A 12,329-nucleotide genomic window follows, 5' to 3' on the forward strand; every position below is an offset into this window, starting at 1 on the left:
GATTTTGGGTAGCTATAAGCTAAAAATCTAGCGCCAAAATTGTTGTTGGTGAATTTCTATTGCTACTTTTTCATCCCCTGATGCCGACACGCCAGCGCCATGTGATAAACGATTTCATCGGCGAGGGCGTTGTCGAGGGTGCGTTCGAGGTCGATGATCAGCTGGTTGGGGTAGTAGGCGCTGAGGTCCAGCCCGACGCCGAGGCCGAGGATGGCCTGGCGGCCGGAGCGGGTCTGTTGCGCGACGACTTGCTTGAGGTGGCTGTCGAGGTAGTGCTCGTCATTGGCGGTATTGGTGGCGCTGTCACAGGGGCTGCCATCGGAGATGACGACCAGCAGACGGCGCGCGCCTTCGTCTGCAGGAGTGTTGTCCGCGAGCCGTGAGCAGGCCCATTGCACGGCTTCGCCATCCACGCCTTCGCGGTAGAGATCGGCCTTGAGCAGGGCGCCGAAGTTGCGGCGCGCACGTCGCCACGCCAGTGAGGCGGGCTTGAAGACCAGATACTGCACTTCATTCAGGCGACCCGGACGTGTGGGCTTGCCGGCGCGTCGCCAGTCCTTCAGGGCGCGGCCGCCATTCCAGGCGCCAGTGGTGAAGCCGAGCACCTCGGTGGGCACACCGGCCATGTCGAGCGCGCGGGTGAGTATCTCGATCAGCATCGCCACCGCCTCGCCATGCACCTTCATCGAACCGGAGCAATCGATCAGGAAACTGACCTGCGCACTGGCCTCGGGCACCCAGCGCTCGCGCTGGAAGACCCGCCGCTCGGCCGGCGAGGAAATCACCTGACTCAGCCGCCGCCCATCGATGATTCCTTCCTCCTCCCCGAAGTGCCAGCCCTCACGCTGCGGCGAGCTGAAATGACGCGCCAGCTGACGTGCCAGGCGCCGGACGTTGATCTTCTGTTCCGCCAGACGCGTATCCAGCGCCTGACGATACTCGTCGAGCAGGGCCGCGCGCATGCGCCTGGCCGGTTCCAGCTCGCGGTCATAGGCCGTGGTGAACACCTGATAGGGCAGCAATTCCTCCGGCGCGCCACGCCGATGGCTCGGCAGCTGCGATGCCGCCTGCTCCTCGAGCAGGCTCGCTTCCTCATCCTCGTTTTCCAGAAACAGCGCGAAGCGCTGACTGGCCTCTGGCTCGTCATCCTCCTCGCCGTCCTGCTCCTCCAGTGATTCGGCCAACTCCTGCTCCAACCACAGGCTGATGTTCAGCGCATGCTGCTGATAGGCCGCCTGATCGAAACGCGTGCGTCTCAGCCCCGCCATGTCAGCGCCCAGCGCCTGATAGAAGGAGGCGCGCGTCGTCTCGATGTAATCCTCCGTCTCGTGGATCACCGCACAGGCCATCAGGCGCGACCAGCACGACTGGATGACGCTGTAGATCAGGATGCCGCTGCTCGTCTCGGTCAGGCCCGCGTGATAGAAGGCCAGGCACCAGTCGGTGAAGCGCCGCGCCAGATTTTCCTTCACGCCGGGCATGTCAGGATCGACCAGCGCCTCGACGCGCAGCTGCTCAAGCAGGTCATAGATCAGACGGGTTTCCGGCAGCGCCGGGCGCGCCGCCAGATGCAGCGCCTCGTCGGTGTGGAGCAGGCGCAGCGCGATGGCATCGCTGACCGCGCGATAGTTGTCGAGCGTGCAGTCATCCTCCTCAAGGCGCAGATGCGGCGTGCGCAGTGGCAGCGCCTGCGCATGCCGACTCAGGCGCCGCCCTCGATAGGCCCAGCCGGCCTGACCGCTGAGTGCCCCGAGACTCGCCGCCGCAAGCTCCTCGAGATACTGCTGACGACGGCGTACCTGCTGGGCCGCACTCATGCCCGGGCTCCCTTGTCGATGTCCTGTTCACTCATCAGATCGCTCTCCATCAGCGCCGCGGATTCCTCAAGCTCCCTGGCGAAGCAGCGCTGATAGAACTCGGCGACCAGCGGGCGCTCATGCTCATCGCACTTGTTGAGGTAGGAGAGGCGGAAGGCCAGCGCCGGGTTGCGGAAGATCTCGCAGTTCTCCGCCCAGGTGATCACGGTACGCGGCGACATCAGGCTCGACAGATCACCATTGGCGAAGCCCTTGCGGGTGAGGTCCGCCACCGCGACCATCGCGCGAATCAGCGCCTGGCCACGCTCGTTGTCCTTGGCGGGCACGCGGGCCAGCACGATCTTCACTTCCTCATCACGCGGCAGGTAATCCAGCTTGGCGACGATGTTCCAGCGGTCGATCTGCGCATGGTTGAGCAGCTGGGTGCCGTGATAGAGCCCATCCTGATTGCCCAGCCCCACGGTATTGGCGGTGGCGAACAGCCGGAACTGCGGGTGCGGGCGAATCACGCGGTTCTGGTCCAGCAGGGTGAAGTGGCCGTCGCGCTCCAGAATGCGCTGGATGACGAACATCACGTCCGGGCGGCCGGCATCGTACTCATCGAAGATCAGCGCGATGGGGCGAGTGAGTGACCACGGCACGATGCCTTCCTGGAATTCGGTGACCTGCACGCCGTCGCGAATCACGATGGCGTCCTTGCCGACCAGATCCAGCCGGCTGACATGGCCATCGAGATTGACGCGCAGGCACGGCCAGTTGAGGCGCGCGGCGATCTGCTCGATATGGGTCGATTTGCCGGTGCCATGCAGGCCCTGAACCATCACGCGACGGTTGTTGGTGAAGCCGGCGAGGATGGCGAGGGTGACATCGGGATTGAAGCGATAGGCGTCATCAATTTCCGGCACGTGGGCGTCGCGCTCCAGAAAGACCGGCACCTTGAGATCACTGTCGATGCCGAACAGCTCGCGCACGCCGCGCAGCTCAGTGGGCTGCAAATGGCCGGCGGGCAGGGGCTGCTCGGCAGAGGTGGCAGGGTTTGCATCGCTGGCAGGGTTTCTATCACTGACAGAGCTTTCATCACTGCTGGAAGGCGTCAAGGTGGCGTCGCTCACGGGGTGTCTCCCTCGTCATTCTTGTCGGTGGCTGCCAGGCAGACCTGTATCGGGGAGGTCGGCAGACCTGTCACGGAGACGCAGGAAACCGGGCAGCGGCAATGGCTTGAATATAGCTTTGTTTCTAAAAATAATGCAAATCGTATCGAAATATGAGATTTGTGATTGTTCATTCCCCCGCAGGAGCAAGGCAGATGAGCGATACCCTGATCATTGGTGGCGGCGTGATGGGCATGATGATGGCGTGGCAGCTGGCCGAGGCCGGCCAGACGGTCACGCTGCTGGAGCGCGGCCAATGCGGGCGCGAGGCGTCGTGGGCCGGGGGCGGCATCGTCTCGCCGCTGTATCCGTGGCGCTACTCGAGTGCCATCTCGTCGCTGTCACGCTGGTCAGAAGGCGAATACCCCAGGCTTGCCGAGGCGCTCAAGGAGGCCACCGGCATCGACCCCGAATACCGCCAGAAGGGCTTGATCTACCTGCGGGTGGAGGATGAGGCACTGGCGCTGGACTGGGCACGCACCCAGCACAAGCCGTTGGAGGTGATCGAGCGGGAGGCGCTCTACGCGCGCGAGCCGCATCTGGCGGCGGGCCATCAGCAGGCGCTGTGGATGCCGACGCTGGGCAGTATCCGCAATCCGCGCCTCGGACAGGCGCTGCGTGCGCGTCTGCTGGCGCATGTGCGTGTCGAGGTGCGCGAAGGCTGCGAGGTGCAGGAGCTGATGATCGGCGCGGATCACCGCGTCACGGGCGCACGGCTGGTTGATGAGACCATCAGCGCAGACAACGTCGTGGTATGTGGCGGCGCCTGGAGCGGCAGGCTGTTGGCCGCGGCCGGTGTACTGCTGCCGGTGCGTCCGGTGAAGGGCCAGATGATGGTGTTCAATCCGGTGGCGGCGGGGCTTTGCCGCGTGGAAGACCCGCTGCTGTCGCGGGTGGTGCTGTGCGATGGGCGCTACGTGATTCCGCGCGCCGATGGGCGGATTCTGATTGGCTCGACGCTGGAGCATCAGGACTTCGACAAGTCCACCACCTTAGAGGCACGCGAGTCACTGCATGCCAGCGCTGCGAGCATTCTGCCAGCACTCGGCGAGCTTGAACCGGAGCATCACTGGGCGGGCCTGCGCCCGGGCACGCCGGATGGCACACCCTTCATCGGTGCGGTACCGGGCCTTCACGGCCTCTACGTGAATGCGGGCCACTACCGTAACGGCCTGGTGCTGGCGCCGGCTGCCACGCGTCTGCTCAGTGACATTCTGCTGGGCCGCGAGAGCTTCATGTCGGCTCAGGCTTTCACGCCGCCGGGAGTCGAGATCGCCACCGCTCTGGCGAGTTGACCCCGCTGTCTCGTGCGGGCTTGCGGGGACGATGGGTCCAGTTGGCACCAGGCACGCCGCAATGGCGCCAACTGGCCCAATCGCTGGCCGCCAACTGGTGCTAAAGGGCAGTGATGGCAGGGGCGTAGTCTCGGGGCATGGCGCAGCGATCGCTGATGCCCTTGCTCAAACGACACGCTCGACCAACAAGCCCAACAACAAGACTGCGGAGCCCGACCCATGACCCACCAAGCCACCATCGAACTGCTGAGTGCCTTCTGCGATGCCCTCAACCGTCACGACATCGACGACTGCCTGTCGATGATGACCGATGACTGCGAATTCCTCGCCATCGCCGGGCCGGAGCTGGAAGGCAAGACCTTCGCCGGTCAGGACGCAGTGCGCGCGGGCCTCTCCGCTGCCTGGCAGAACGCGCCGGATGCCCAGTGGATCGACGCGGAAATCTTCGCCGATGGCGAGCGTGGCTTCGTCATCAGCACCTACACCGGCACCACCGCCGATGGCGCGCGCAGCGAAGCGCGCATGATCGATGCCTTCACGCTGCGTGACGGCAAGATCGCGATCAAGAACGCCTTCCGCAAGAATCGTCCGCCCGTCAATGTCTGAGCGCCAGCGGCGCATCGATCAGGGAAGCGGTTTCTGAAGCTGTCTTTGCCCCGGGGCAGCACGTCATGGCGTCAGGTCATGGCATGCGCGCCCTGCGGGTGAGAGGAGGTGTTCGAGATGGAAACTATCGTGCAGCACGGCGCCCGGCCAGATGAGGTGGGCAGCGAGTCAGAGCAGCGCCCGGCCACTCAGGCTTCTCAGCCGTATGACCCGGCCTATGACCCGCTGGTGAGCGCCACCCCCGGCGAAGGGCGCGACTACGCGCCGACCTACTGGGTCGCCACCGCCGGTGAGCCACCGCAGGATGATGGCCCGGTGATGGGCGATATCGACGCCGATGTAGTGATCGTCGGCTCCGGCTTCACCGGACTCACCGCCGCCATCGTGCTGGCCGAGAAGTACGGCATCAAGGCCACCGTGCTGGAGGCCAATCGGGTCAGCTGGGGCTGCTCGACCCGCAATGGCGGCCAGGCGCAGTGCGCCACCGGTCGCCTCAAACGTTCGCAGTGGATCGAGCGTTACGGTCTCGAGGCCGCCCATGGCCTGCATCGCGAGTGCGTCGAGGGCATGGAGAATTTCAAGGAACTGATCAAGGACATCGACTGCGATCCGCAGCCGGGCGGTCACCTGTACATCGCCCACCGCGAGCGCATGATGCCGGGGCTGGAGAAGGAAGCGCGCCTGTTGCGCGAGACCTTCCATTACGATGCCCGCATCATCGATGGTGCCACGGTGCGCAACGAGTGGGTCGGGGATGAAGAGGCCTGCGGCGCGATGCACGAGCCGGAAGGCATCGGCGTGCACCCGGGCAAGTTGGCCTTCGGCTATCTGCGCAAGGCGCGACGTCTGGGGGTGAAGGTACACCCGGCAAGCCCGGTGGAGAGCTGGGAGACCCGCGATGGCGTGCACTATCTGAGAACGCCGGGGGGCGTGGTCAAGGCGCGTTCGGTGGGCATGGCGACTGGCGGTTACACCTCCGGCAAGCTGCATCCGGAGCTCGACAAGCGCCTGATGCCGGTGCTCTCCAACTCGCTGGTGACGCGCCCGCTGACGGCGCAGGAAATCGAGGCGACACGCTTTCATACCCACCAGGTGCTCACCGACACTCGCGTGCTGCGCCATTACTACCGTCTGCTGCCGGACAACCGCCTGCAGATCGGCAGCCGCAGTGCCGTGTCAGGCCGTGACGCGCCCAAGGCGCAATACGAGCAGCTGCTGATCGCCGACATGCATCGCAAGTTCCCGGCGCTGACCGGCATCGAGGTCGATTACTCCTGGTGGGGCTGGGTGGATGTCAGTCACGACATGATGCCGCGCATCCATCAGCCAGACCCGAAGCAGAGCGTCTATTACGCCATGGGCTATGGCGGCAACGGCGTGATGTATTCCGCCCAGGCGGGCAAGCGTCTCGCTCAGTGGATCGCCAGGGACGCGGCGGATCTGGTGTTGCCGATCTTCCAGTCGCGCCTGCCGTATCCCAATGTGCTCAACAAGGTGGAGTCGCCGCTGTTCGCGCCATTCCGCCGTACCGGCCAGCGTTGCCTGTATCGCTGGTATGCGATGAAGGACGAGGCGCAGTAGCCTGCAATTGACATGGTCTGCAAGCACGATTGCCTGAAGGACAAGAGGCTCCCTGATTGACACGTCTTTTTGGTCAGTCAGGGAGCCTCTTTTTTAGCTATAGGGTAATAGTTTGCCATTAGTGCCTGTCGAGAATCAGGCGCTCATGTCAGTGACTCTTTCGGGTGCCTGCATCGCCAGTGGCACCAGCTCGGCCAGTTTCATGATGCCGGCTTCGATACGCGATTCCGGAATCGCCGAGAAGCCGAGGCGGAAGTAGTGGCGATGACGGTCGCGATCGCAGAAGAAGTGCAGATCGCCCACCTCGATCAGAATGCTCTGCTGGCGGGCGAGGGCGGCCAGTCGATGGGCATCCAGGTTGGCCGGCCCGTGCATCCAGAAGCAGGAACCGCCATAGGTGGAGGGCGTGCTCATCATCGGCAGGTGACGCAGGATGGCGTCGCGCATCACCAGGAAGCGGCGCTGCATCACCTGATGCATCTGGTTGAGCAGGCTGTCGTGATAGCCCCGCGCGATGAAGAGTCCCACCGCGCGCTGATTGTTGGTCGGCGGATGGCGCAGCATCAGGCGGCGCAGCGCACGCGCCTCACGAATCAGCGTGGGGTGCGCGACCATGTAGCCCAGGCGCAGGCCGGGGGCGAGGGTCTTGGAGAGGCTGCCGACATAGATGACCCGCTTGTGGCGGTCGAGACTCTTGAGCGCTGGCGTCGGGTTGTCGGCGTAGTTGCTCTCGCTCTCGTAGTCGTCCTCGATGATCAGGAAATTGCCCGTCTCGGCCATGTCCAGCAGCTGGCGGCGGCGCTCCAGCGGCAAGGTCACGCCGGTGGGCGACTGGTGACTGGGCGAGACGAACACCAGCCGGCAGTCCTTGAGCGATTCCACCGGCTGCAGGCCCTTGCCGTCGATGGGCAGCAGCTGGATGTCGTCCGTGAAGGTACGCGCGATGTTGTACATGTCGACGTAGCCCGGGTTTTCCATCGCGAACCGCTGGCCCTGCTTGAGCAGCAGCATGCAGCTGATCCACAGCGCCTGCTGCGCCCCCACCGTGATCAGGATCTCCTCCGGGCTTGCCCAGACCCCCCGGCGTGGCAACAGCCGCTGGTGAATCTGCTCGACCAGCAACGGGTCATCATGATTGATGTGGTCCACCGACCAGCTGCGAATCGACGGCACGCTCATCGAGTCCCGGCTGCATTCCCGCCAGTGCTGGGTGGGGAAGAATTCCGGGTCCAGCTGGCCATACAGGAAGGGGTAGTCGTACTGGTGCCAGTCGCCGGGTTTCTCGATGGCACGTTGCACGGAGGGCTTGATGGCCAGGCGCTCATCCCAGTCGAGGCTGTCGGCGTCGATGTCATTGAGGCGTACCGGCGTGTCGGCGCGGCCCTTGAGAATGTCGGGGTTGATGAAATAGCCGCTGCGCTGGCGCGCGATCAGGAAGCCGTCATCCAGCAGCTGGTCATAGGCCAGCATCACGGTATTGCGCGCGACATTCAGCTCGCGGGCCAGCTTGCGGCTGGAGGGCAGTGCCTCATCGCGGGGCAGATGGCCCTCGAGAATGGCTTGCGAGATCTGCTCGCGTATCTGGAACTGCAGACTTTCCTTGCGCGAGGCATCGAGGTGAAACAGCGGGTGGCTCATGCATCTTCTCTGTTGTTGTCGCGGGGATCTTCGTGGAAGTCCCCGTTTTTCATGCATTTTTCATACCTGCCTGTCCCGTCATGTCCAGGGCGGGCGGTGAGCTTGATCGCCTCGTCATGCGTCGGGAATGCCCTCATTGAGGCAGACGGCGCGGGGCAGGGCAAGCGCCTGGCGAGACTGGCCCCATCGATGGGAGTGGACTGGTTCTATGGAGGTCTGGCGCAGGGGAAGAAAGTGAAGTGGCAAGCACAGTGACAGCACGACGCGACTTCCCACTCCCTCTCTTGAGGGCTGCAGATGAGTGTGTGATGGACCTCGTGAATGACAGACCGACACTGCTGGAGGTGGGAGGCAGAGAGGGCGTCATTGACGAGTGCCGGTGCAGTGCCACGCTCGCGGTCACACGCAGCCGTCAGGAGCCCGCAACAACAATAACGACGGGACAGACAAGATGATCGACTCGACACAGACCCAATCAGCAGACCTCCGCGACTTCTCTGGCGCCAGCGCGCTCAAGGCGTCATTGGCCGTCGCGGTGATGGCCGCGAGTCTGGCCATGGCCGGGGGCGCCAATGCCGCGACCTGGAAGATGGCCCTGGGGGACGCCGCCGGTGGCACCCAGTACGAGCTGGGCAAGACCTTCGCAAGCCTGGTGGAAGAGAAGTCCGGCGGTGACATCAAGGTTGACCTCTTCCCCAACGGCCAGCTGGGCAGCGAGCAGGACACCGTCAACAACGCCAGCATGGGCCTGGTGGATCTGTCAGTGGTGGCGATCAACAACCTGACGCCCTTCTCGCCGACCGTCGGCGTGCTGACCCTGCCGTATGTCATCCACGGCCCTGACGATGCCAAGGCGCTGACCCACGGCAAGATCGGCGATGAGCTGCGTGACAATACCCTGCGCGATTCCGGTATCCGCATTCTGGGCTGGGCCTATTCCGGCTGCCGTCGTCTGACCAATTCCAAGCAGGCCGTCGCCTCACCCGAGGACCTGGCCGGCATGGTCATCCGCGTGCCCAAGAACGAGATCATGATCTCCTCCTACCAGTCCTGGGGGGTCAATCCCAACCCGCTGGCGTGGTCCGAGACCTTCACCGCCCTGCAACAGGGTGTCGTCGATGGTCAGGACAATCCCTACATCACCATCGATGCCATGAAGTTCTACGAAGTGCAGAACCATGTCACCGACAGCTGTTACGTGTTCTCGATGGAACCGCTGATCATGGGCGAAGGCACCTTCCAGAGCTTGAGCGAAGAGCAGCAGACGCTGGTGCTGGCGGCGGGTGAAGAGGCGACGTCCCACAGCTACGACTACCTGCTGGCCACCGAGGATTCCATCAAGAAATCACTGGTGGAAGAGCACGGCATGACCATCACCCAGCCCGCCAATGACGAAAAGGAATGGATCGCCAAGGCGTCCAGCATCTGGCCGGACTTCTACGACAGCATCGGTGGGCGCGACAAGCTGGTGGAAGTGCTCGAGACACTCGGGCGTGATCCGTCCACCGCTCCCTGATGACGCGCTGAGCTGCTGAGGCTTTCAACGGCTCGTCCGTCATTCCCCTGTCTGTCGTCCTGCGAAGGGCGCCAGGCAGGGGATGGCGAACGCCATCGATGTCAGGAGACGTATCTGCATGCGGATATTTCTGAAGTGTCTGGACAATCTCGAGAATTATCTCTGCCAGTTCCTGCTGGTGGTGTTCGTCATCATTCTCTTTGCGCAGATCATGCTGCGTAACCTTTTCAGCTACTCGATTCCCTGGGGAGACGAGCTGGCGACCTATGCCTTCGTGTGGTTTGCCTATCTCGGGGCGGTCTATGCCACCCGCATGTCGGCGCACAACCGCGTGACCTTCCAGTTCCGTTTTCTGCCGCGCTGGGTGGAAACCGCCTGTGGCGTGCTCACCGATATCATCTGGATCGCCTTCAATGCGGTGTTCATCTATTACAGCTACGACTTCGTGTTCAACAAGATGAACCTGTTCTGGAAGTCGCAGACGATGGGCGTGCCGATGAAGTACTTCTATCTGATTCTGCCGCTGGCCTTTACCGCCATGACGGTGCGCATTCTCCAGACCAACTATCTCAAGTTCGTGCGCAAGGAAGACATCGTGGACCCGGATTCCCAGGCAATGCAGGAGCTGAAGCAGACAGGACCATCCGTCAATGATGACGACAAGTGCGGGAGCGGGACACCATGATCGATTCCACCATCATCTATATCCTGTTTGGCGTCTTCTTCCTGCTGCTGGTGCTTGGCGCACCGATCACCGTCTCGCTAGGGGTCGCGGCACTGGCGACCTACCTGAGCATCGGCGAGAACCCGATGGCCTTCGTGCAGATCGCCTTTACCTCGGTGGGCGCCTTCCCGCTGATGGCATTGCCGGCCTTCATTCTGGCCGGGGCGCTGATGGAGGCCGCCGGCATCTCGCGGCGTCTTGTCGATATCGCCGAGGCCTTTGCCGGCCCGGTGACCGGGGGACTTGCCGCTGCCACGGTGTTTGCCTGCATGTTCTTCGGTGCGATTTCCGGCTCCGGACCTGCCACCACGGCGGCGGTCGGCATGCTGATGATTCCGGCGATGGCCAAGCGCGGCTATGACCGGGGATATGCCTCGGCGGTCACGGCGTCTTCCGGTGGACTGGGCGTGGTGATTCCGCCCTCGATCCCGATGGTGATCTTCGGGATTTCCGGCATGGGGCTGCAGCCACCTCCCGAAGCGGTCGCGCTGCATGGCGATTTCCAGACACTCTCCATCCCGAAGCTGTTCATCGCGGGTGTCATGCCTGGCGTGGTGATCGCCGGCTTCCTGCTGATGATCAACTACGTGATCTCGAAGAAACGCGGCTATCGCGGGCTGACCAACAGCTGGTCGTGGACACATATCCGCGCCACCTTGAGGAAGGGGATCTGGTCGATGCTGGCGCCCTTCATCATCCTCGGCGGCATCTACAGCGGCCTGTTCACGCCGACCGAATCCGCCATCGTCGCCATCGTCTACACCCTGATCGTCGGCATCTTCCTGCACAAGGAACTCAAGTGGAAGCCGACGCTGCGCACTCTGGAAACCACCACCTGGATCACCGGTCGCGTGCTGCTGATCCTGTTCACGGCGACGGTGTTCGGGCGGCTGCTGGTCGAGCAACGCGTGCCGGCCCATATCGCCGAGGGCATGCTGGCGATGACCGACAACCTCTATCTCATCTGGGCGATGATCATCGTCTTCCTGCTGTTCGTCGGCATGTTCATGGAGACGCTGGCCGCGATAATGATTCTCACCCCGGTGCTGCTGCCGATCATGTACATGCTGGGGATGGACCCGGTGCACGTGGGCATCGTGGTGGTCTGTGCGCTGGCCATCGGCTTCCAGACGCCACCGCTGGGGGAGAACCTCTTCGTGGCCTCGGGGATAGGCGGGGCCTCCATCGAGGAGATTTCGCTCAAGGCATTGCCCTTTGCAGCAGGGTCGGTGGCGGCCATCTTCCTGATCGCCTATGTGCCTGAGATCTCGCTGTGGCTACCCAGGGTGATGGGTTACTGAAAGGCCATCGGCACCTGATGCCTCTCATCAACGGCAAGGAGAGTGGATATGCCGGCAGTCAGACGAATCCTGTGTTGTGTGGGCCTGCGCGGAGACTGTGAGCGGGTACTGGCGCGCTCGGTATGGTTGGCGGGCGCGACGGGCGCCGAGCTGCATGTGCTGCATGCGGTGAAGGCGCTGTCGGATGACGTGATGAACACCCTCAAGGTCAACATCCGTCACAAGCCGACGCTGGAGGGCCTGATGCAGCAACGGCTCGATCAGGCGAGGGAGAACCTGGAAAAGATGATGGAGGACTTCTGGAGCACCCATGACGACGGCGATCCACGTCCGATGATCGCCGGGTTGAATGTGGTGGAGGGCTATCCGGCCTCGGAGATCATTCGCTACGCCACGCGCCATGACTGCGACATGATCATCATGGCCACCAACAAGCGCGGCTTCGTGGCCTCCTACGCGGGCAAGGTCACCAAGGGGGTGATCAAGCGCGCCAGCATTCCGGTGGTGGTGGTACCGACGCCCTGAGCCCAGGGGGAGAGACGCCCCGAAAGAGACGCCTTGGAAACAGGCGGAGGCAGCAAGACGGCATATGAAACAGCTCGCCCCCACAGGACAGCAGACTGTCTGCGGGGGCGAGCTGTTTGAGTGTCATGCAACTCGAGCGATGCCAGTCGAGCGATGTCAGTCGAGTGATCTCTTT

10 protein-coding genes are annotated in these 12,329 nt (G+C 63.2%); 7 read left to right on the plus strand and 3 right to left on the minus strand.

Annotated features, from left to right (window positions below; genetic code table 11):
* Nucleotides 1–62: 62 nt before the first annotated feature.
* Both QD228_RS04305 and QD228_RS04310 read right to left on the minus strand, forming a co-directional pair.
* A complete protein-coding gene (locus QD228_RS04305) occupies nt 63–1,817 on the minus strand; it encodes a cobalamin biosynthesis protein CobT (protein WP_279874549.1) in 1,755 nt (584 codons plus the stop codon).
* On the minus strand, nt 1,814–2,929 hold the full coding sequence (locus QD228_RS04310) for an AAA family ATPase (RefSeq protein WP_279874550.1): 1,116 nt from the start codon (nt 2,927–2,929) through the stop codon (nt 1,814–1,816). Before QD228_RS04310 ends, QD228_RS04305 begins: the two co-directional genes overlap by 4 nt.
* A 194-nt stretch (nt 2,930–3,123) precedes the next feature.
* On the opposite strand from QD228_RS04310, the gene thiO reads away from it, so the two are divergent.
* The 3 genes from thiO (at nt 3,124) to QD228_RS04325 (ending at nt 6,450) form a co-directional block, all read left to right on the plus strand.
* Nucleotides 3,124–4,263 carry a glycine oxidase ThiO gene (gene thiO, locus QD228_RS04315; RefSeq protein ID WP_279874551.1) on the plus strand — a complete coding sequence of 380 codons (1,140 nt, stop codon included), beginning with the start codon at nt 3,124–3,126 and terminating at the stop codon, nt 4,261–4,263.
* Between the two features lie 219 nt (nt 4,264–4,482).
* Nucleotides 4,483–4,869 (plus strand): nuclear transport factor 2 family protein, encoded by a 387-nt coding sequence (locus QD228_RS04320; protein ID WP_077374898.1) that lies wholly within the window; start codon nt 4,483–4,485, stop codon nt 4,867–4,869.
* A gap of 117 nt (nt 4,870–4,986) precedes the next feature.
* Nucleotides 4,987–6,450, plus strand: coding sequence for an FAD-binding oxidoreductase (locus QD228_RS04325; protein WP_084208080.1), 1,464 nt, complete (start codon nt 4,987–4,989; stop codon nt 6,448–6,450).
* A 135-nt stretch (nt 6,451–6,585) separates the two neighbouring features.
* Here QD228_RS04325 and QD228_RS04330 read toward each other — a convergent pair whose 3' ends face one another.
* Nucleotides 6,586–8,088, minus strand: a complete 1,503-nt coding sequence (locus QD228_RS04330) for a PLP-dependent aminotransferase family protein (protein ID WP_279874552.1) — start codon at nt 8,086–8,088, stop codon at nt 6,586–6,588.
* A 451-nt stretch (nt 8,089–8,539) separates the two neighbouring features.
* On the opposite strand from QD228_RS04330, the gene QD228_RS04335 reads away from it, so the two are divergent.
* The 4 genes from QD228_RS04335 to QD228_RS04350 all read left to right on the plus strand — a co-directional run bounded on the left by QD228_RS04335 (nt 8,540) and on the right by QD228_RS04350 (nt 12,154).
* A complete protein-coding gene (locus QD228_RS04335) occupies nt 8,540–9,604 on the plus strand; it encodes a TRAP transporter substrate-binding protein (RefSeq protein ID WP_254696541.1) in 1,065 nt (354 codons plus the stop codon).
* Between the two features lie 118 nt (nt 9,605–9,722).
* Entirely contained in the window at nt 9,723–10,289 is a 567-nt protein-coding gene (locus tag QD228_RS04340; RefSeq protein ID WP_279874553.1) for a TRAP transporter small permease, read from the plus strand.
* Nucleotides 10,286–11,629: a TRAP transporter large permease gene (locus tag QD228_RS04345; protein ID WP_205632734.1), complete on the plus strand. Its 1,344-nt coding sequence runs from the start codon at nt 10,286–10,288 to the stop codon at nt 11,627–11,629. Before QD228_RS04340 ends, QD228_RS04345 begins: the two co-directional genes overlap by 4 nt.
* Nucleotides 11,630–11,677: 48 nt before the next feature.
* A complete protein-coding gene (locus QD228_RS04350; protein ID WP_077374887.1) occupies nt 11,678–12,154 on the plus strand; it encodes a universal stress protein in 477 nt (158 codons plus the stop codon).
* The last annotated feature ends 175 nt before the right edge of the window (nt 12,155–12,329 follow it).

The sequence above is a fragment of the Cobetia sp. 3AK genome (assembly GCF_029846335.1).
Lineage (GTDB): Bacteria > Pseudomonadota > Gammaproteobacteria > Pseudomonadales > Halomonadaceae > Cobetia > Cobetia marina.

What these genes read in the sequence shown, in the direction of transcription:
- QD228_RS04305 (WP_279874549.1), bottom strand. Translation starts at nt 1,817, where the DNA reads ATGAGTGCGGCCCAGCAGGTACGCCGTCGTCAGCAGTATCTCGAGGAG.
- thiO (WP_279874551.1), top strand. Translation starts at nt 3,124, where the DNA reads ATGAGCGATACCCTGATCATTGGTGGCGGCGTGATGGGCATGATGATG.
- QD228_RS04320 (WP_077374898.1), top strand. Translation starts at nt 4,483, where the DNA reads ATGACCCACCAAGCCACCATCGAACTGCTGAGTGCCTTCTGCGATGCC.
- QD228_RS04325 (WP_084208080.1), top strand. Translation starts at nt 4,987, where the DNA reads ATGGAAACTATCGTGCAGCACGGCGCCCGGCCAGATGAGGTGGGCAGC.
- QD228_RS04330 (WP_279874552.1), bottom strand. Translation starts at nt 8,088, where the DNA reads ATGAGCCACCCGCTGTTTCACCTCGATGCCTCGCGCAAGGAAAGTCTG.
- QD228_RS04335 (WP_254696541.1), top strand. Translation starts at nt 8,540, where the DNA reads ATGATCGACTCGACACAGACCCAATCAGCAGACCTCCGCGACTTCTCT.
- QD228_RS04340 (WP_279874553.1), top strand. Translation starts at nt 9,723, where the DNA reads ATGCGGATATTTCTGAAGTGTCTGGACAATCTCGAGAATTATCTCTGC.
- QD228_RS04345 (WP_205632734.1), top strand. Translation starts at nt 10,286, where the DNA reads ATGATCGATTCCACCATCATCTATATCCTGTTTGGCGTCTTCTTCCTG.
- QD228_RS04350 (WP_077374887.1), top strand. Translation starts at nt 11,678, where the DNA reads ATGCCGGCAGTCAGACGAATCCTGTGTTGTGTGGGCCTGCGCGGAGAC.